The sequence below is a fragment of the Pseudoalteromonas sp. NZS127 genome, assembly GCF_015864805.1.
GTDB classification, from domain to species: Bacteria; Pseudomonadota; Gammaproteobacteria; order Enterobacterales; family Alteromonadaceae; genus Pseudoalteromonas; species Pseudoalteromonas nigrifaciens.
The window spans coordinates 29,954-49,758 of the sequence record NZ_JADYWN010000006.1; the positions used below are offsets into that span (position 1 = coordinate 29,954).

15 protein-coding genes and 1 pseudogene are annotated in these 19,805 nt (G+C 39.4%); 11 read left to right on the forward strand and 5 right to left on the reverse strand.

Annotated elements, in window-relative coordinates:
- Positions 1 to 40: 40 nt before the first annotated feature.
- The 3 genes from I6E78_RS07625 (at position 41) to I6E78_RS07635 (ending at position 5,052) form a co-directional block, all read left to right on the forward strand.
- The gene (locus I6E78_RS07625) at positions 41 to 574 is read left to right on the forward strand and encodes a PH domain-containing protein (protein ID WP_086993164.1); all 534 of its coding nucleotides are present in this window, start codon (positions 41 to 43) and stop codon (positions 572 to 574) included.
- A complete protein-coding gene (locus I6E78_RS07630) occupies positions 567 to 2,102 on the forward strand; it encodes a PH domain-containing protein (RefSeq protein ID WP_182678583.1) in 1,536 nt (511 codons plus the stop codon). Before I6E78_RS07625 ends, I6E78_RS07630 begins: the two co-directional genes overlap by 8 nt.
- 118 nt (positions 2,103 to 2,220) lie before the next feature.
- Positions 2,221 to 5,052: a TolB family protein gene (locus tag I6E78_RS07635; RefSeq protein WP_197182238.1), complete on the forward strand. Its 2,832-nt coding sequence runs from the start codon at positions 2,221 to 2,223 to the stop codon at positions 5,050 to 5,052.
- A 74-nt stretch (positions 5,053 to 5,126) separates the two neighbouring features.
- Here I6E78_RS07635 and I6E78_RS07640 read toward each other — a convergent pair whose 3' ends face one another.
- Both I6E78_RS07640 and I6E78_RS07645 read right to left on the reverse strand, forming a co-directional pair.
- Positions 5,127 to 6,302 carry a tetratricopeptide repeat protein gene (locus tag I6E78_RS07640; RefSeq protein ID WP_011329587.1) on the reverse strand — a complete coding sequence of 392 codons (1,176 nt, stop codon included), beginning with the start codon at positions 6,300 to 6,302 and terminating at the stop codon, positions 5,127 to 5,129.
- 86 nt (positions 6,303 to 6,388) lie between these two features.
- Positions 6,389 to 7,522, reverse strand: coding sequence for a PepSY-associated TM helix domain-containing protein (locus I6E78_RS07645; protein WP_197182239.1), 1,134 nt, complete (start codon positions 7,520 to 7,522; stop codon positions 6,389 to 6,391).
- 283 nt (positions 7,523 to 7,805) lie between these two features.
- On the opposite strand from I6E78_RS07645, the gene I6E78_RS07650 reads away from it, so the two are divergent.
- From I6E78_RS07650 to I6E78_RS07675, 6 genes are all read left to right on the forward strand, one after another.
- On the forward strand, positions 7,806 to 8,420 hold the full coding sequence (locus tag I6E78_RS07650) for a PQ-loop domain-containing transporter (RefSeq protein ID WP_011329585.1): 615 nt from the start codon (positions 7,806 to 7,808) through the stop codon (positions 8,418 to 8,420).
- A 73-nt stretch (positions 8,421 to 8,493) separates the two neighbouring features.
- Complete coding sequence (locus I6E78_RS07655; protein ID WP_089368898.1) at positions 8,494 to 9,282, forward strand: PhzF family phenazine biosynthesis protein; 789 nt, start codon at positions 8,494 to 8,496, stop codon at positions 9,280 to 9,282.
- 346 nt (positions 9,283 to 9,628) lie between these two features.
- Entirely contained in the window at positions 9,629 to 10,813 is a 1,185-nt protein-coding gene (locus I6E78_RS07660) for an efflux RND transporter periplasmic adaptor subunit (RefSeq protein ID WP_011329583.1), read from the forward strand.
- 11 nt (positions 10,814 to 10,824) lie between these two features.
- Entirely contained in the window at positions 10,825 to 13,950 is a 3,126-nt protein-coding gene (locus I6E78_RS07665) for an efflux RND transporter permease subunit (protein WP_197182240.1), read from the forward strand.
- A 265-nt stretch (positions 13,951 to 14,215) separates the two neighbouring features.
- Positions 14,216 to 14,782, forward strand: a complete 567-nt coding sequence (locus tag I6E78_RS07670) for a chitin-binding protein (RefSeq protein ID WP_086993163.1) — start codon at positions 14,216 to 14,218, stop codon at positions 14,780 to 14,782.
- Between the two features lie 234 nt (positions 14,783 to 15,016).
- Positions 15,017 to 17,095 (forward strand): S9 family peptidase, encoded by a 2,079-nt coding sequence (locus I6E78_RS07675; protein WP_197182241.1) that lies wholly within the window; start codon positions 15,017 to 15,019, stop codon positions 17,093 to 17,095.
- Positions 17,096 to 17,199: 104 nt separating this feature from the next.
- Here I6E78_RS07675 and I6E78_RS07680 read toward each other — a convergent pair whose 3' ends face one another.
- Positions 17,200 to 17,673 (reverse strand): Dps family protein, encoded by a 474-nt coding sequence (locus tag I6E78_RS07680; protein ID WP_011329579.1) that lies wholly within the window; start codon positions 17,671 to 17,673, stop codon positions 17,200 to 17,202.
- Positions 17,674 to 18,013: 340 nt separating this feature from the next.
- Here I6E78_RS07680 and I6E78_RS07685 point away from each other — a divergent pair, with 340 nt between their 5' ends.
- Positions 18,014 to 18,223: a hypothetical protein gene (locus tag I6E78_RS07685; RefSeq protein WP_011329578.1), complete on the forward strand. Its 210-nt coding sequence runs from the start codon at positions 18,014 to 18,016 to the stop codon at positions 18,221 to 18,223.
- Here I6E78_RS07685 and I6E78_RS07690 read toward each other — a convergent pair.
- On the reverse strand, positions 18,220 to 18,825 hold the full coding sequence (locus tag I6E78_RS07690; RefSeq protein ID WP_197182242.1) for a PGAP1-like alpha/beta domain-containing protein: 606 nt from the start codon (positions 18,823 to 18,825) through the stop codon (positions 18,220 to 18,222). The genes I6E78_RS07685 and I6E78_RS07690 overlap by 4 nt on opposite strands.
- A gap of 21 nt (positions 18,826 to 18,846) precedes the next feature.
- On the reverse strand, positions 18,847 to 19,383 hold the full coding sequence (locus I6E78_RS07695) for a YaeQ family protein (RefSeq protein WP_058374423.1): 537 nt from the start codon (positions 19,381 to 19,383) through the stop codon (positions 18,847 to 18,849).
- 139 nt (positions 19,384 to 19,522) lie between these two features.
- Here I6E78_RS07695 and I6E78_RS07700 point away from each other — a divergent pair.
- Positions 19,523 to 19,675: pseudogene (locus I6E78_RS07700) on the forward strand (helix-turn-helix transcriptional regulator); the annotation flags it as partial.
- Between the last annotated feature and the right edge of the window lie 130 nt (positions 19,676 to 19,805).

The following is a 19,805-nucleotide window of genomic DNA, read 5'->3' on the forward strand; positions in this document are numbered from 1 at the left end:
TGTATTTATATAAGTAATAGTGAGTTTAAACAATAATATGGTGTTTAATAATCAACAAATAACCAACTTACCACAACATAGTAATATTGAGTTTAAGCCATTGGCGGCTAACGCTTTGCTGCATGTGCAACTTAATTGGCTGGCGTTTTATATTCCTTTAATAACCGGCTTAGTGGTGGCGTGTTACTTAAATGCTGCTTTTGCTAATCTAGCGCAAACGTATTTGTTGATTGGCATGCCAATAATTATCATATTATCAATGTTTTATAATGTAGTGAGTATAAAGCTGCAAGGGGTAGCAATGCGCACCCACGATATCGCGTTTAAAAAGGGAATTATTTGGCAGCAAATAGTTATTTTGCCGCTAGCGCGAGTACAGCATATTGAGGTGCACCGCGGGCCAATTGAGCGCAAACTCGGCTTAGCGAGTTTAAAGCTATACAGCGCTGGTGGCATGAGCGCCGACCTGCAAATTAGCGGCTTAACTCACGACGATTGTAAAAATATGCGCCAGTTTGTACAAAACTACCGCAACGACGATAACATCGCACAAGTAACCCCTGCAGATGAGTAACGCTGGTAGCGCAAGTAGTTTACATTGGCAAGCTGTATCGCCTTGGGCGTTAGTGTATTTTGTTGTCCATTTTATGGTGCGAGTTATAAGAGATGGCATATTTAATTTGCTACCTATTACGATTGTGTTTGTAACTCAAGTTGAAAACAAACTATTTTGGGGACAAATTGCCGGAGCCGTCGCGCTTGTTGCTTTGCTTATTTACTCTTTTTTATATTATAAAAGCTTTCGTTTTTGTATTTCTGAAGAACACGAAATTTTACTCAAAAAAGGCGTATTTAAAAAAGAGCGTTTAACCCTTAAATTTGCTCGCGTACAAAACGTAAATATTGCTGAGCCGTTTTATTTTACCCCTATTAACTTAGTAAATTGTATTTTTGATGCCGCAGGTAGCGTAGCGCAAGAAGTGGTACTGCCGGGAATAACCAAAGAACACGCACAACAAATGCGTAAACAAATTTTTGCTTACAAAGCCCAGCAGCAAGATACTGTAACTGACAATGTAGATCACCAAGTAACAGCACAAAGCAGTCTATTTATTAGCAATAAAGAAATTGCTAAGTTTGGTTTAATATCAAATATGGCTATTTTAGCCTTTGCAGCTATTGCGCCATTTATAAATGTTGTTATCGATTTTTTAGAGCAAAAGCTGATTGCTAAAATGGAGGGCTTTTACCAGCAAGAGCTAGGTATAGTGGCCAATGCTGCCATGTTTGCGGTGATCACCTTAATTGTTTTGTTGGTTATTATTGCGGTGTTGTTATCGGTTGGCATGTCGTTGATTCGGTTTTATAACTACGAGCTGTATTTTAAAGGACAAAAGTTTAAACGCATTGCTGGCTTATTAGAGCGCCATCAGTTATCTATGAGCTTAGATAAGGTGCAATCAATTGTTATAAAACAAAACTTAGTTGCCCGACTATTAAAGCGCTTTACCGTTGAATGCTTGCAAGCGAGCAGTGGTGGTATGGTAGCAGGCGTTGCTGCTAAAAATAATAAACAAACCTTGCTCTTACCGGTATTAAACGCGGCACAAGTAAACAGTGTTTGCCAATGGATTTATCCTTGGTTTAATAGCAAAAACCTCGCATTTACAGGCGCAGAGCGCGCACTACTATATAAAAACTTGGTTTTTTATGCGCTTTTACCGAGCATATTAGTATTTGTTTTTTGCTTAGTAGCTGAGTTTAATATGTGGCTTAGTTTAGGTGTATTTGTTGCATTTTCTGGTTTAGTTACCTTGTCGTATCAGCGTTATGGCTATTACTTACATGAAGATAATGGCCGGTATTATATGGTGGTGCGCAAAGGCTTGATTGGCGTACATTATCGGGTGTTTGAACTGTATAAAACACAAAGTGCCCGTAGTATAAGTACCTACTTAATGCGTCGCTCAGGGTTAAAAAGTGTGTATATACAACTCGCCTCAGGTTACGCTTTTATGCCCTATATAAAGCAGCAAGATGCTGACTTTATAATTGATTTTACACTTATGCAGGTTGAATCTGATCCCCGTAGCTGGATGTAGCTCTACTAAAAGCATGTGTAGTTTATAGTTGCACATGTTTTATTACACTTTATTACTGCCAACTAAAAGTAATTAGTAATAACCTAGGTGCAGTTAAGGGATCATCTAAGGGACTATAATGAAAAAAACACTTATCGCAGCGGCTTTATTACTTACCGCGCCGAGCTATGGCAACGACTGGCAAACCATTCATACCGAGCACTTTAATGTGCATTACAGTATTGAGCATACCGACTTTGCCAAATCGACTGCTGTAGAGCTCGAAATAGTACGTACCAAAGTGCTTGAGCAACAAAACCGCGCACTCGATAAAACTGTAGATGTAGTGGTGTTTGATCCCTTAAATGCAGCGAATGGTTTTGCGCTACCTACCTCAAATAACCCGATAATGGCACTTTTTACCACGCCGCCACAATCAGATACTGTTATATCAAATACCTCAGGTTGGCAGCAGTTATTGGTATTGCACGAGTACATTCACTTAGTGCATTTAGCACAGCCAACACGTAATAACTGGCAGCAAAAAATACGCAGTCTATGGGATCTATACGATCTAACTTACAGCAATACCCCTCGTTGGGTTGCCGAGGGTTATGCCACGTTAATTGAATCTAAAATGACCGGTCGTGGGCGCTTATTTGATAACTACTCAGAAGCAATATTAGTAGAGTTTGCCCAGCAAGGAGCGTTGCCCAGCTACTCACAGTTAAATAGTACCGAAGGTGGCTTTATGGCCAGCTCCATGGCGTATTTAATTGGTAGCCGTTTTTTAAATTGGTTAGAGCAAAACTATTCAGAGCAAACGCTCGATAGCGTTTGGACACGCATGCAAGGCGTAAAAGTGCGTGATTTTGATCAAGCATTTAGCGGCGTGTTTGGGCAAAGTGCCGCTAAGCTGTACCGCCGTTTTGTAGCTGAATACACTTACAAAGCTATGGCCAAAGAGCAATTAGAACCTAAGCTTAATAGTGAGCTGTGGCTACAGCTTAGTTTATATGCAAGTAACCCTGCGCTTGCAAAAGATGGCAGTAAGCTGGCAATTGTAGAGCGTGATAAAAACGATAACACTAAGCTTATTGTGTACAGCACAGAGCAAAATACTAAAGCCGAAAATAGCTTTAATAAAGCACAAAAAAAGCTATTAGAAAATGATCCCCTAGATATTGCTGACACTGCACCTGGTGTATTTAAGCGTGAGCAAAAACAAGTGCTTAACCAAATTAACCGAGCAGGCATAGCTAACCCACAATGGATTAATAATACCACGCTTTACTTTAGTGCTTTTAGTACTGAGGAATCGGGGAGTTATAATCGTGTTTCTGATGTTTTTAGCTACAACACTGAAACCGGCAATATAGAGCAGCTTACCGAGCTTGCAGGTATTCGCCGTTTTAGCGTAACCAGCGATGGTGAAACCTTATATGCTGAGCAAGTAAGAGGTGGTTACTCAGAATTAGTGAAAGTAAATTTAACCACTAAAGTCGTCACTGAGTTATTTAGTAAAAGTTTAAAAACGGCGTATGACTACCCAATATTAAACCCTGATGAAACTAAATTAGCTTACTTATCAGCATCTTTAAACGAAAATTGGCAATTATATATACAAAATACGGATGGTGAGCACCGTCAATCAGTGGCTATGCCAAACGGGTATCAATATTTAAGCCAACCAAGTTTTAGCCAAAATGGAGAGTCGCTTTACTTTATTGCTGGCTTAAATAGCGCTACCGATATTTATAGTTATCATATTGCAAGCAAAACACTCACTAAACTAACTCAAGGGCAAGAAGCGGTTGCACATCCCATTGAAATGACTGATGGCTCATTACTTTATTTCTCGATTAGCGCAGATGGCCCCAATGTAAAACAACTAGCGAAAACACACCAAGGGAATATGGTTAGTGATATTGCAACCACTAAACATGCGCCACTGCTTATGGTTAATCAACACACACTTCCAAAAGCTAACATTTACACTAACCAAGTAGGCACACAAAGTAGCTACAATGCACTTGAGCAACAAGCCACTTTTGCACTAGGCGCGCAGTATTATTCGGCTGCAACCAGTTTGTTGAATTTAGGGGTTAAAAGTAGCGATTTATTAAAACAGCTCGACTTACAGGCAGGGTATAGCGCCGACTTGCACAATGGTGCTTTGCATGGTGGTTTTGTGCAGGCAAAATACAGTGCATTACCAGTAAAATTCAAACTTAGCGTGTTTGATTATAATTTAAATACAGCACGCCAATATAAATCCTTAAATCAAACAAGCTTAAGCGCCGATATTACTGCGCGCGGTGGTTTTGCTGCAATAAGTTACCCTCTTAAATTTGGGCAGTTAAACTTAACGCCAGAGCTTGCTTATAATTACACTGACTACAAACAAAACCATAAAAGCTGGACGCGCTTAGGCGTTACTCAAAGCTGGCAATATGACCGCCAAGACTTTGTTATAGGCCAAAGTATTTATGCGAGCTGGTACGATGGCAGCAGCAAAAGTAATAATTGGCAAGGTTACGATTTAGCCGCCCAAATTTTTGGTAAAGCATTTGGTATTCCTCTTTATGCAAGCCTTGAGCAAAAGCAACGTGATGATGGCAGCCTTGCATTAGGTGGCTTTGGCTCAAACCTGATTAATCAGCAACAAAGTAGCGAATTTGTACTTTCATCTGAGCTGCCTTTTTACAGTGCAACTGCAAAGCGTTATCAAGGTTATGGTGCTGGGTTTAGCTTTAAAGAGGGGTTACCTTGGCTTTATTACAAGCAACACCAACTTGATAGCATGGTATATGCACAAAGTTACGGCTTAAAATATCAAGGTGATATTAGCTTTGGGATGGGGCCTGCAGGTATAAATGATTTAACGTTTAATTTGGGCTTATCGCGCGTAGAAGGCGATAGCTTTGCAGATGAAATGCGCGCGTGGTTAAGTTTTTATTATTCGCTTTAGCGTTTTTAAAAGCAAAGGTAAAAATAATTAATAACGGGGTTTGAGCGGCGATTTAAGTGCCGTAAAACCCACATTTACTTTGTCATACTTAACGACAGTAACTTAGCTTGATACACATTAAGCTTTTGTTTGTCGCGTTCAAGTTCGATGGCTTTTTCAAGTAAGCTTTGTGTTTGTTGAGTTTTACCTTGCTGAAAGCGTATTTTCGCCAGCTCTAAATACAGATCGGCTATATACGGTGCTTTTACTATTGCTTGCTCAACATGTTTGTTAGCGCTATAAATATTTCCTGTTTGTAACTCATTTTTAGCCAGTACTAATAACTCATAAGGATCTTTTTCTATATTTATTAGTTGTAAAGATAACTGCTGCGCAAGCTGAGTATCACCAAGCTTTTGAGCTAATAATTGATAGTTACTAATTAAATTTATGCTCGCATAATTGTTATTTAATGCTGCTTGATAAATATTTTTCGCGCTTTGTAAGTCGCCAGCATGGCGGTGTAATATGCCTGCTAAGTTAAATAGCTCAGGATCTTTAGGGGTGTAGTTATTAGCTTGCAAAATAAGAGAATATGCCATGTTTAATTGTTTGTTTGCTAATGCGCTAGCGGCTAAATTGCTATAAAACTTAGCGAGTAAGTCATTATGGTTAGCACTACCTGAGTAAATACTGTCTCGAGTTGGGAAGTAGTCGATTAACGTACCTGCGCGGGTTGTTATTGTGCTTATTGGATTTATGTTTTTAGCGGTACCTATTTCTTTAGGGGCATAAACCATAGTTCTAAAATGGTTAGCTACATACACTAAGTTACTTTCTTTTGCGTAAACAGGCTCGCTGGTCATTTCTTGAAAACTCGTATCTAAACCAAGAATGCGAGCATAGCTTTGGGTAAGCACCGCTAGGCTAATACAGTTTCCTTGCGCTCGATTAACTGTTTGTGTAGAAGTGAGTGTATCGCCGTGATATGTAAAGTTAGTTAGTTGGTTTTCAAGGTAATTATAAACAACTCTATCGGTACGAATCCCAGATAATAGCTGTTTTTTGGCATACGCTAAAAACTGCTCTGTCTCGACCTCAGACAGCTCAAAAATAGCTTGTTCAGATAAAGTGGGTTGCTGGCTAAATAAAGCATGATTAATTACTTGTGTAAGCGGTATAGTTTGCAGTATTTGCTTTTGATTGTTAGTACTGCTGCAGCCGGTTATTAATGAAAAAATAGTAATTATCACAAGCGTATAAAATTTCATAAACTCACTCCATTGATACAAAAGTAAGTAGCTTAAATAGAGTTAATTACTACTTTACCTAACATTATAATGAGTTTGTTTTTTAATCAAGGGTTTGCTGTGCGGCGTTTATTTAAACGGTTGTGTCGTGACTGCTTTTTGCGTGCACGTCGGGTAAGCCATAAATAAAAGCCAGTACCTGCAAGCCATACAGGGCTTAAGCCAATAACAGCCCACAGCACCTTACTTACAAGCCCTGCAAAGTAGCCAAAGTGGAGCTTTCTAAAGCTATCAATTACTTGCCAGCCAATTCCTACTTCGCGAATATCCCAGTTAGCCATGTGCTCGCCAGTTAGCTTATTGTAAGTAATTGTATTGGCGTATTCACTAGCCAGCGGATTGGTTGTGCTTACTTCACCAAATAAGGTAATGTTTTCGTCTGGCTCTAATGGCAAAACTAAAAAAGTACCGTTAAAAGTAGAGATTTGTTTTTTGCTGTCATCGAGTATTTGCTGCAACGAAATGTCGTGACTGTATAAGGGGTTGGTTAGTACATAATGCTCTTCTTGTGCGTGTTCTATCACTTCGTGATACCACACAGCCCAGTTAAAGTAGCCGCCAGTAATGGCTAAAATAATAATAATGGGTGAGCCTAACACGCCGGTCATTTTATGAATGTCGCTAAGCACTATTTGTAGTGTTGCACGCCAGCGTACGCTAAATAAGCGTCGCCAAAATTTGCGATAAATAATCAGGCCGCTAATACCCAATACGAGTAAAAACACCGCAAAAAAGAACCCTAATACAGTGCCCGTTTGCCCTGGTAAATTTTTAAAATCGTTAAGTAAAAAGGTGTAATGCAGCTCTAAAAACCAATCGGTGAAATAATGGCTGGTACCCACAGGCTCTGACAAAATATCACCTGTGTATTGGTTTAAATGTAACTTAGCCCATTGCTCTGTACCGCGCTTTATTAAGTAAACCCGATCAGCAGTATCATCGTTAAATATTTCCCAACTAGCTACTATATAATTAGGGTAAGTACGCTCTGTTTTAGCGATTAACTTATCAATAGGTAGTCGCTCAGGTAATGCTTTTACCACAAAGTGGCTATTTGGCATTAGCAGGCCATCTATTTCGCTTTTAAATACTAAAACACTCCCTGTAATGCTAATAACAATAAGGGGGATGATAGCAATAAGGGCAACCCAGCTATGAATTTTAAACAGTGTTTTTCGCATATATAAAGCAAGAAAAGATGATAAGTATTGCGCATGATAACAATTATCAATTGCAATTCAAGTTTTGCAGATGGTTATGCTAAAAACAGCAAAAGCGTGAACTTAAGCTAACGATTTTTGTATAGCTAAGTTGCCAGCTGCTAAAAAAATATTTTCAATTTAGTTGAGTAAAATCTAGTCGCCACTACAATGCCGCTATAATATAAAATCCTTTAAAAACATATGTTTATTATATGTTTCCATTTTAATTCCTATTAACACTTACGTAACGAGCGAGGTTGCTTTGGCACATTTTCTGCCTGTATTGTCTTCATTTATTTTAGTCTTTAGTTTTTTACCACTGCTAAATAAAATTCGTAAAAATCGCAGCGTGTCGGGTTTATCGCTGTTGATGATGACCTTTGGTGTTGCACAAAGTACGTACTTTATTGCCTTTAATCTGTATTTTGAGCGCTTTTATATGGCGCTGCCATTTATAGTAACAGGTATATTAAGTGGTTCTATTTTATACTATTTTGCGCGTTATAATGCTGAACGAAAAGAGCGTGTTCAGTTACTGTGTATGTTGGCTTTTTCGCTTATTCCATTTACGTTATTAGCTAACCCAGTACTCGATACAGCTAAGGTACTAACGTGGTTAACCTTTGTTGGTTTGGTAATGAGCTCGGTGCGTGTAATGCCACAAACGTATAAAACTATTCGCAGTGGTGATATTAGTAATTTAAGTGCACGTTATTTTAGTTTGCAGTTTGTGGCGGGTATTTGTGGTTTATTTGCCGAGTTTGCTATGGCTACGCAAAGTATTGCGCATATTTTAACGTTTGTGATGATTTTACTCACCAACGCTGCGCAGCTTGGTTGCATTCAATATTATAAAATGCGCCCTAATACGGTATAACGTTTAAAATAATAGTGATAATTTAATTTAACTGTGGCAGGTTTAAGCTATTCGTAATTATAAAGTTTAAACCATGCAATTAACTATTCATCAAATAGATGCGTTTACTAATGAATTATTTAAAGGCAATTATGCCGCAGTGATCCCCCTTGATACGTGGTTAAGCGACGATTTAATGCTAAAAATTGGCGCAGAAAACAACGTGTCCGAAACCGCTTTTACTTGCCAGCAAAGCGATGGCAGCTTTGCTATTCGCTGGTTCTCACCTTTGATGGAAATTGACTTTTGTGGCCATGCCACACTGGCAGCTGCTTATGTGCTTTGTGAGCAGCATAATTTAGCGCAAGTGCGTTTTTATGCTGCTGCCGTGGGCGAGTTAGTCGTTAATAAAAATAGCGATGGTAGCTTTGCCATGACCTTTCCAAAACAAGCACCGGTTGTTGTATTAAATGCCCCTTCTGCACTGCTAAATGGTTTATCAAAAGCACCCACAAAAGTGCTAAAAAACCGCCAAGCTTATTTTGCTATTTACGATAATGAGCAAGATGTAACTCAGCTTAAAACCGATTCGCAGTTACTAAAAACATTATTTCCGCTCGATGTGGTTGCCAGCGCACCTGGAGATGAATACGACTTTGTGTCTCGCTACTTTTGGCCTGCAAGCGGTGGCGATGAAGATTATGTAACAGGCTCTATTCATACCGGCCTTGCCCCTTATTGGGCTCAGCAATTGGGTAAAACTACGTTAAGCGCTTATCAGGCTTCGAGCCGCGGCGGACAGTTACTATGCGATGTTGGTGATACATATGTAACGATCACAGGGCATGCGGTAAGGTATTTAACCGGCACTATTTTTATTTAGCCAAGCGCTGCATACTTTCTAAATTGTGTATAAATAAACCATGCTATTACTCTTACGCTGCGAATAAAACGCTTTTATTTAAAAATATAATTTTTGAAAGTTAGCACAGGCGACGCAGCCGCCACTATATACTTATTACTCCAAACCGCGCCTCTATTATTTATTCTTGTTTAAAGTTATTGATTTATAAACTTAAAAATTACAGCTTTAATTTCTCTATAGTATTACTTGTTATTCTTTTTATTAATTGAGAGTTATTTTAGAAATAGTTACTTACAAATGCGTCGTTAATATTTGGTTAAGCTCTGTTATTATGTTGTTAGTGAGTTTTTGAGGTAATTAAGTTATGCAAACAAGAATACTTAAATGGGTTTTTCCTTTTGTTGCACTTGCCATTGGCATAGTGAGCTTTATGGGAATTAACGCTATTGCAGAAGAATCAGCAGAAAAAAAACCAGTAGATACACGCCCTACCGTTAAAGTGGAAAGTGCTTTGGCAAATAATCATCAGGTTATTATTAATAGTTACGGTGAAGTAAAGCCGCTTGAAAATACCCAATTGTCGGCGCAGGTGTCGGGTGAGGTATTAAGTTGGCATCCTAACTTTATTGCCGGTGGTGTAGTTGGCCGTGGCGAAACCCTATTTACTATTGAAAAAGATAATTACCAAGCAGCCGTTTTAATGGCTGAAGCTGAGCTTGCACGCGCACAAGCAGGCTTAATTGAAGAACAAGCACAAGCGCAAGTAGCAGCAGACGAAGCAACACGCTTTCCTGGTAAGGCCCGTACAGATTTATTTTTACGTAAACCACAAGTTTTGAGTGCACAAGCGTCGGTTAAATCGGCGCAAGCTGCCTTAAAGCGTGCGCAACGTGACTTAGAAAATTGCGAAATAACTGCGCCATACGATGCGCTCGTTATTAGTCGTAATATTGGTGTGGGTCAGTTTGTATCTATGGGTTCGCAAGTGGCCGAAATTAATAACATAGAAACCGCAGAGGTGATCATTCCTATTGCCGGCTTTGATAGTATTTTTTTACCAGAGCGAATTAAAGGTATTACTGCAACAGTGATTCAAAAAGGACTAAATAGCTTTACTCGTGAAGCAGTAATAGACCGCGATTTAGGTATTGTAGATAGTGCTACCCGCATGAGTAGTTTAGTGGTGCGAATTGACGACCCTTACGGTTTAAAAAGCAAACAACCAGCAATTAAATTTGGCAGCTACGTACAGGTAAGATTTGCAGGCGCTATGCTCAGTAACATTTACCGTTTACCGCAAGCATTAGTGAATAATCAAACGGTATGGATAGTAAATGAGCAGCAGCAACTTGAGCCGCGCAAAGTAACGGTTATTAGAGAAGAAGGTGAGTTTTTTTATATTAACAGCGGTTTAAATGCAGACGATAAACTCGTTGTTACCTTGCCAGAGTATCCGCAAAAGGGCATGGAAGTAAAAGTGGCTGGTACTAGTACTAACAGCGCAACTGAAAGCTCAGAGACAAGCAACTCTAATACTCAGCAGTTGTAAGGCAGCAAAATATGAATGAACCAATAGAGCAAAAACAAACGGGTATTATTGCCTACTTTGCAAAGAATTCGGTAGCTGCCAATTTAATGATGTTTTTTATCATTGTAATGGGGATTATTAGTTACTTTACTATTCAGCGCCAAATGTTTCCTAATGTAGAAATTAACTACATTAATATTGAAGCTAACTATCCAGGTGCATCGCCACAAGAAATAGAAGAAAGCATTCTCATAAAAATAGAAGAGTCGCTTAAGGATGTAACCGAAATTAAAAAAGGCGTGTATCGTGCGTTTCGTAATGGTGGCCGTGCGAGCTTAGAAATAAATACTGACGTTAAACTTACCGACGTGCTCGATAAAGTAAAACTTCGCGTAGATGGTATAGCCACGTTTCCTGGCGGTATGGAGCCGGTAACAATTAGCCAAGTAGAGTTTAGACAAGACGTAATAGGCATGACCTTAGTAGCCGACCTGCCACTGAGCGAGCTTAAGCCAATTGCAAACCAAATAGAGAGTGAGTTATTGCAGCTTTCTAATGTATCGCTAGTTGTTAACGATGTGCCACTTGATGAAATAGCCATTGAAATTGAACCCGATACGCTGCGCCAATATAACTTAACCTTAAGCGATGTAATGAATGCAGTACGCAGATATTCAGCTAACTTTTCGGCAGGGCAGCTAAAAACTGACTCGGGAGTTATTTCGGTACGCGTAGAAAATCAATTTTATAGCGGCGAAGAGTTTCGAAAAATACCGGTAAAAATTGGCGAATACGGTGCAAAAGTATTATTGCAAGATATTGCCATAATTAAAGACCAATTTACTGAAGGTGAGCGCTACTTTAAGTTTAATGGGCAAAATGCGGTGTATCTTTCGGTTAAAGCAACCCAAGAGCAAAACATGATCCCGGTTGCTGGGTCGGTTAAAGCATTTATAGAGCAAAAAAATAATCAGCTGCCACCCAGTATACGGTTAGAGCCATTAATGGATATGACTTATTATCTAAATGCTCGCCTTGATATGATGAAAGCTAACTTGTTTCAGGGCGCTATTTTAGTGGCAATTATGTTGTCGTTATTTTTGCGTTTTAAACTGGCGTTGTGGGTAATGCTAGGGCTGCCAGTGTGCTTTTTAGGTGCGATGATGATGATGCCGGTATTTGGTATTAGCATTAATATTATTTCGTTATTTGCGTTTATTATGGTGCTGGGAATAGTGGTGGACGACGCCATAGTCATAGGAGAGAGCGCCTACACCGAAATAGAAAGAAGTGGTGGTGGTGTTGAAAGCGTAGTGCGCGGCGCTAATCGTGTTGCAACGCCTGCGACCTTTGGCGTATTAACCACAATTGCAGTGTTTGCACCATTTACCTTATCGAGCGGCCCAGAAAGCGCGTTTTTTTACGGTATAGCGGTAGTGGTAATGCTGTGCTTAGTATTTAGTTTGGTTGAATCAAAACTAATTTTACCGGCGCATATTGCTCATACGCACTTTGCACCTATTAAAAAAGGCAGTTGGCGCGATCGCTTTAATACCCGTTTTTTTGGCTTTGTAAATGGCCCGTATAAACGTTTTATAGTGCGCTGCGTAGAATGGCGCTGGACGGTGATGTTTGCATTTATAGCAATGCTTATTCTTAGCGTTGGGTTAATTACCTCAAACAAAGTACGTACTGTACCCACCCCTAAAGTACCGCACGACTTTCCACAAATACGCGTAGAAATGAATGACAATGTTTCAGACATACAAACCATTGCAGCTATTCGCGACATTGAAGCTATGGTGCTGCAAGTTGATGAAGCAACCGAGCGTGAATTTGGTAAAAAAATGATCCGCGATATCTTGGTATTTAACCAAGGTAGAACAGAGTCACAGTTATTAGCGCCATTAGTTGATGAAGACTTGCGTCCGTATAACGCCTTTGAGTTATCGCGTCGTTGGCGTGAGGCTATGCCAACCATAGCTGGCGTTAAGTCGTTAACTATTCAAGATGATGCTGGCGGCGGCGGTGCCAACGGTAATGGTGAGTTTGGCTATTTATTGTATGGCTCAGACATAGACACGCTAAATAATGCAGGGCGTCGTTTTATTCAATTACTGCAGCAACAAAAAGGTTTGTTTGATATTAGCTCGACCATTGATCCTGCTAGTAAAGAAGTGCAAATGAGCTTAAAACCGGTTGCTTACGACTTAGGTTTAGATCTTTCGAGTGTTGCCACCCAAGTCGGTGCTAGCTTTTATGGTGGTGAAGCGCAGCGCGTGATCAGAAACGGCGAAGAAGTACGTGTAATGGTTCGTTACCCTAAGCTTACTCGCGAAGCATTTTCATCACTTAAACATGCAGTGATCACCACACCACAAGGGCGTGAGGTATTACTCGGTGATGTAGTTGAGCTAACCGAAACACCAGGCATTAGTTATATTCGCCGTGAAGGAGGCTATCGTACAGTTTATGTATATGGCAGTATCGACGAAGAACAAATAGAGCCAGGTGAAGTAGTTAAACAAGTTAAAGAGAACTTATTACCGCAGCTTAAAGATGAGTTCCCTACAGTTAAATCTGAGCTTGGTGGCGCAATAGAGGAACAACAAGCGCAAGCAAGTGAGCAAATGATGTTTTTTATTGGTGGCATGATCCTCGTTTATATTTTACTGGCTGTGCCATTAAAAAGTTACTCGCAACCGCTTATTGTTATGTCGGTTATTCCGTTTAGCTTAACGGGGGCTATTTGGGGGCATTATTGGTTTGGTTTAGATATTAGTTTAATGTCGGGCTTTGGTTTAATAGCCGCCGCAGGGGTAGTAATAAACGACTCCCTAGTTATGACCGATTATGTAAACCAAGTGCGCCGTAACGGCGTAAGTATTAAAGATGCCGTTATTGAGGCAGGCTGTGCGCGTTTTAGAGCTATATTACTCACCTCAATTACTACCTTTGCAGGGGTATTACCTATTATGTTTGAAACCAGCCTACAAGCTAAATTTGTTACCCCAATGGCAGTAGCGCTGGGCTTTGCTGTTATGTTTGCTACTTTGATAACACTGATTTTAGTACCGTGTTTATATATTATTTTAACGGATATAGGCGCGTTATTTAAACGCCCGTTTAGTAAAAAAACCACTAAAGCTACAATTTAAAATAGCATTGTTAGTAAGCAGCAAAGTAAAAAGCCAACCGAATTAGGTTGGCTTTTTTGTTTTATATAGAGCTTAAGTATTAGATTTAAATTCTGGTTACATTCTTTTGTTTGATTGTTGCAAGCTTGCGAATTATAATCTTCATCTTATTAATAAACTGAGCTAATATTTAGTTTACATTTGTTTGTTTATTGCTCTAAATGTCTTGGCTGTGTATTTGTGTATTACCAATGCAAGGTTTGGATTTTAAGGTGTTGCTGTGTTTATGCATACGTCATTGGTCTGTGGAAAATGGACACCAATAGGTTGCTTAAATCAGGATGTCCAATTATCTATTGGCGATTCTGTAGTAGTAACCTTTTATGACATGCAAGGAGAGCTAGTCGATTTATCATTTAGTTATGAAGTGACGGTATCTGAGCAGGGAGGGCCTAATGCGTGGCCGCGCCTAATAGCAGAATATATTAATGTGCATGTTCCCTTAGTTAGCGCAGGGCGCATGACCGATACAGGGCTAGTAGTTGCTTATCGTTATAATCAAATATTTGCACTAGAATCAAGCGGTATTTGTAAAGCGGATGTTAGTTTTAATTGTTTGGCTAAACGCAATGTGTCGGTAATAGAAAATAGCGCAGAATACGATAGCGTTTATCCCGCTGGTGGCGATAACTATAATGCGGGCATAAAAGTATTGCAGCCCAAAACAGGGCATATTTATCAGTGTAAAGCATGGCCATTTAGTGAATATTGCCGTGTTAATGGTGAGCAAAGTGCCATGTTTGAACCCGGTGTGGGTAAAAGCTGGGCTATGGCTTGGCAGCAAGTAAAATAAATAGCTTGTATACAGTTTTGAATTGGAATTATTTCTCAAGGTGTTTTTCTTAAGATATTCTTCTTGAGGTACTCTCTTCCCAAGGTGCTCTCTTCCCAAGGTATAAAGACAACAATAAAAATTGCAGAAATTTTAGTAATTGTACTTATACCGTTTAGTCCGCTCAGCAATGAGTGGGCTTTTTTATTTTTATGGTAAACTGGCAAATATTGTTATTTTTTAATCGGTTTATTTGTGTCTACTTCTGATTTTTCTTTGGCCTTGCTGCCAAGCTTCCCTATTGCTGAAAAGCAAGCCTATACCCTTAACACACACGATAAAACACGTATCGATAATTACTATTGGATGCGTGATGACGAACGTCAAAATAAAGATGTATTAGCGCATTTACATGCTGAAAACAGCTATTGTGAAGCGCAATTAGCGCCAATGCAGCCATTGCAAAACACTCTTTTTGAAGAGCTAAAGGGCCGTATTGTAAAAGACGACAATACAGTACCGGTTAAAGATGGCAAATACTGGTATCACTCTGAAGTGCGTGGCGATGACGAATATTCTCGTCATTATCGCAGTAGTGATATGAGTACTAGCGATAAGCAAATTTTATTAGATGTAAATAAGCTAGCGGCCGGATTTGAATTTTTTGAGCTAGGCGAAGTAGCACTGAGCCCGTGTGAGCAATTAATGGCGTACTCAGAAGATACTGAAGGGCGTCGTATTTATACCGTGCACTTTAAAAATATAACCACTGACGAAATGCTCACCGATAAGTTAGAAAACACCGAAGGCCAAGTGGTTTGGGCTAACGACAATAAAACAGTTTTTTATGTTAAAAAAGATCTAAAAACATTATTAGGTTACCAAGTATTTAGGCACGTGCTGGGTACAGAGCAAAGCCAAGATGTAATGGTGTACGAAGAGCAAGACAGCAGCTTTTTTATGGGGCTGGGCAAAAGTCGCGACGAAAGCCTTATTATTATTGATTTAGCCAGCACCGAAACTAACGACACTTGGGTACTTGATGCTGACCAGCCAAACGGCGAGTTCAACGCATTAATGCCACGCGAAGAAGGCCATGAATTTGACGTTGATAAGCTTGGCGATACTTTTTACATAGTGACGAATTGGCAAGCAAAAAACTTTCGCTTAATGACCGCAACCAGTCAAACTATTGCCGACAAAACCCAGTGGCAGCAGCACACAGCTCATCGCGATGATGTACTGCTTGAAGGTGTTGAATTATTTAACGACTTTTTAGTATTAAGTGAGCGCGAGCAAGGGCAAGCCCGTTTTGTGGTTGTTAATAAACAAGGTGAACGCATGACATTAGCGTTTGAAGATCCTTGCTACTACGCCGCCATAGCAATGAATCCAGAGCCAGAATCACGCAGTGCCCGTATTTACTACTCAAGCTTAACTACGCCTGGCTCGCTATACGATGTTGATTTAACTACAGGCGAAAAAACCTTACTAAAACAACAGCAAATATTAGGAGACTTTAACGCCGATAATTATCAGTCAGAACGCCTAATGATAACTGCACGCGATGGCGTAAAAGTACCTGTATCTGTTGTTTACCGTAAAGAGAGCTTTAAAAAGGACGGTACTAATCCGTTGTTTCAATATGGCTATGGTGCTTATGGCTATACTATTGATCCTAGTTTTTCGAGTACATCATTAAGCTTACTCGATCGCGGCTTTGTGTACGTTATTGCGCATGTGCGCGGCTCAGAAATGTTAGGCAGGCAGTGGTACGAGCAAGGTAAAAAACAACATAAACAAAACAGTTTTAACGACTTTATAGACGTTACTAAAGCGCTGGTTGAGCAAGGTTACGGCGATAAAAATAAAGTATTTGCATCGGGTGGCAGTGCGGGTGGTTTATTAATGGGAGCCGTGGTAAACCAAGCACCTGAGCTTTATTGTGGCGTTGGTTGTCATGTGCCATTTTTAGATGTGTTAACCACTATGTTAGATGAAAGTATTCCGCTAACCACCAACGAATACGACGAGTGGGGTAACCCTAACGATGCGCAATTTTATGATGTAATTGCAGCCTATTCGCCGTACGATAATATTTGCGCGCAAGAGTATCCGCATATGCTAATAACCACTGGGCTGCACGACTCACAGGTACAATATTGGGAGCCGATGAAGTGGGTAGCTAAAATGCGCGAGCTAAAAACCGATAATAATATTTTAGTATTTAAAACCGATATGGATGCCGGACACGGTGGCGCATCTGGGCGTTTTAAAAGCTTAGAAGAAAGAGCGCTCGAAATGGCCTTTTTTATCGCCTTACTAAATAATTAGGCAACAATTAAAAAGTGCACAAATAAAAACATCGCCACTGTAAAGTAGGCGATGTTTTTATTTTATAGCTGCTTAAATACAGCGGTTAATGCATTTAACTTTTATTAATCTAAGTAAGCTTTTAACATCCAAACAAGTTTTTCTTGCTCTGAAATATAATCACTCATTAGCGCGGCTGTACCTTCGTCGTTTGCATCGGCTGCTTGGCTTAAAATTTCGCGCTGCATTTTAATCAACACACTGTAACCTGCAAGTAAGTTCTCTACTGCAGCTACACCGTCGCTAATACCTTTAGCTTCTTTAATTTTACTTACTTCTAGGTAATCTGAAAACGCATGCAGTGGCGCACCATCTAGCGTTAAAATACGCTCAGCAACTTCATCTACTTTTAAAAGCAATAAGTTATAAATTTCTTCAAACTTAATGTGTAGTTCAAAAAAGTTACGGCCTTTAATATTCCAATGAAACCCACGTGCGTTCATGTACTGAATTTGATAGCTGCTCAGTAGCGAGTTTAATGACTTAATAATGTCTTCACTTTTTGCACTGTTTAAACCAATAGCATTTACCTGTGACATAGCTTGTTCCTTAAATAACGGTTAATAACGTTAACTGCTAATGAGTATTGCCTATCATCAGCCGTTAGTAAAATAATTTAAATAGATGGGATTAATAGCTTAAATAAATCGTGTACTTACATTACTTATAAAAATAATAAATAGATCATTAATAGTAATGGGTCGGATTAATTAAAATACCACCCCTGAAGGGAAAATATATCTTCAACACTACAAATCATGATCCAAAACAAGCTTTAAACAAGTTAAGTGCGCCGCTGTCGCATTAATTGATTTAGGTCAAAAATCATTCGACTTGATAACGCATAATAAGGAGGTAGCAATCATTAGGAGAAATAAAGTGAGCACAAAAACAGCTAAACAACATAAAGCTGAATTGATCGTAACGGGTATCGCCGTGGTAGTGTTTTTAATTGGCGTAATAGCGCATTTAGCCAGTGCCAGCTTTGCTAACTTTGATACTTTTGGTTATATAGCCGCACCTATACCACTAGTATTAGGTATTATATTTTTAATTAGTTATAAAATTGCAGCAGCGGCAGAAGATTAATCGTCTTCGTTTAAGCGCTCTAAAATATAATCGAGTACTTGGCGAGAGTAAATCATACTGGTATGGCTTAAATGAAACACTTTATGTTCGGCCATACCTTTGAGCTTGGTTTCATCAAGTAATACAGTGCCATCAGAGCAACTGCCTTTAACAATAAGCGGCATAAGCCCTATGGGTAAATCACCAGCAATACTGTAAAGTTTGGCTTTAAAAGGCCAATTACCGTTTTTAGAAAGTAAAAACTCTACGCTATTTTTTAAAAAAGATTCAAACCCTTTTTGCTGCATTTTTTGCGCAATATGGCTGCCTTTATGTGGGGTGCCTAAAGTAATTACTTTTTCAACATGTTGGCTTGCAGGCGAGTTCGCCTCAAGATACGCACGAGCAACAAGCCCGCCCATAGAATGGCAAACAAAAGCCGAAGGCTGATCGCCTATAAACTCATCTATTTGCGCAAAAATAGTATCGCGATTAGGAGTGAGCGTATTGTAAGTTAGGTTTAACACTTTTACGCCAGAACTTTTTAAGCGAGAGCACAACGGGCGCATCACAAAGCCAGACATATATAAGCCGTGTAAAACAATAACCTGCTTAACCTTCATACGCCCCTCACCTTGGTGTTATCACATTAACTGCTGTGGTTTTATTTCAATATTGGTCGTGTCGGTATTAACCCACATCTCGCCATCTTGAATAGTAATAGCAAGCTTTATATTACGATCAACCAAATTGGCCAAAGCTTGGGTAACACCATAATCCAAACTAAATATACTAAGATTTTTAAAATCACGTAATTTAGGCTGCTGTTTTTGCCACCAAATAGCCTGGTTGTTTTCGCCATAAGTGTAAAGCACCACTTTTTTAGCTTTATTACAGGCTTTTTTAAGGCGCTTTTCGTCAGGTAAACCCAGCTCTATCCACAGCTCTATTTCTTCACTGTAGTTTTTATGCCACAGCTCGGGCTCATCGTCAGAACTTAATCCTTTGGTAAATTCTAAACCATCACAGCTATTGAGTGCAAAAGCGAGTAAGCGGATCATCAAACGTTGTTCGGTTTCTGAAGGATGCTGGGCCAAGGTTAAATTAAAATCTTGGTAAACGTGACGGTCCATATCGCTAAGCGACAACTGCACTTTCATAATGGTGGATTTAAGAGCCATAACTACTTATTTGAAAAAATTTGCGCCAGTATAGCGCAATTAAATGAATTGCCTGTGAAAATAGCAAGAAATTTAATGCACAGCTAATGAGCAAATATTCAACCGAAAAATCACATGTGCTTAATTAAAAGAAGAATCAAAAAAACAATCATTAGGTCGTTCAACAATTTATGAGTTTATGATTAAAGGCACATTTCCAAAGCAAATATCGCTAGGAGCTAAATCTGTAGCTTGGCTTGAGTCAGAAGTAGATGATTGGATAATGGACAGAATTGGTGAAAGGGAAGCGTAAGGATAGTAAAACTATTTATAAAGTGAAGCAGCAGATTGATAATATAGAATTTGTGGTAGTATTATTTGGATGATAAGTAAGTGAGATAAAGCCAATACGAGCTTTATCTCACTTACTAGAATATGCGGCT

Coding starts and splice junctions, on each gene's coding strand:
- I6E78_RS07640 (WP_011329587.1), bottom strand. CDS start 6,302: ATGAAATTTTATACGCTTGTGATAATTACTATTTTTTCATTAATAACC.
- I6E78_RS07680 (WP_011329579.1), bottom strand. CDS start 17,673: ATGTCACAGGTAAATGCTATTGGTTTAAACAGTGCAAAAAGTGAAGAC.
- I6E78_RS07695 (WP_058374423.1), bottom strand. CDS start 19,383: ATGGCTCTTAAATCCACCATTATGAAAGTGCAGTTGTCGCTTAGCGAT.
- I6E78_RS07670 (WP_086993163.1), top strand. CDS start 14,216: ATGCATACGTCATTGGTCTGTGGAAAATGGACACCAATAGGTTGCTTA.
- I6E78_RS07690 (WP_197182242.1), bottom strand. CDS start 18,825: ATGAAGGTTAAGCAGGTTATTGTTTTACACGGCTTATATATGTCTGGC.
- I6E78_RS07665 (WP_197182240.1), top strand. CDS start 10,825: ATGAATGAACCAATAGAGCAAAAACAAACGGGTATTATTGCCTACTTT.
- I6E78_RS07645 (WP_197182239.1), bottom strand. CDS start 7,522: ATGCGAAAAACACTGTTTAAAATTCATAGCTGGGTTGCCCTTATTGCT.
- I6E78_RS07635 (WP_197182238.1), top strand. CDS start 2,221: ATGAAAAAAACACTTATCGCAGCGGCTTTATTACTTACCGCGCCGAGC.
- I6E78_RS07660 (WP_011329583.1), top strand. CDS start 9,629: ATGCAAACAAGAATACTTAAATGGGTTTTTCCTTTTGTTGCACTTGCC.
- I6E78_RS07630 (WP_182678583.1), top strand. CDS start 567: ATGAGTAACGCTGGTAGCGCAAGTAGTTTACATTGGCAAGCTGTATCG.
- I6E78_RS07655 (WP_089368898.1), top strand. CDS start 8,494: ATGCAATTAACTATTCATCAAATAGATGCGTTTACTAATGAATTATTT.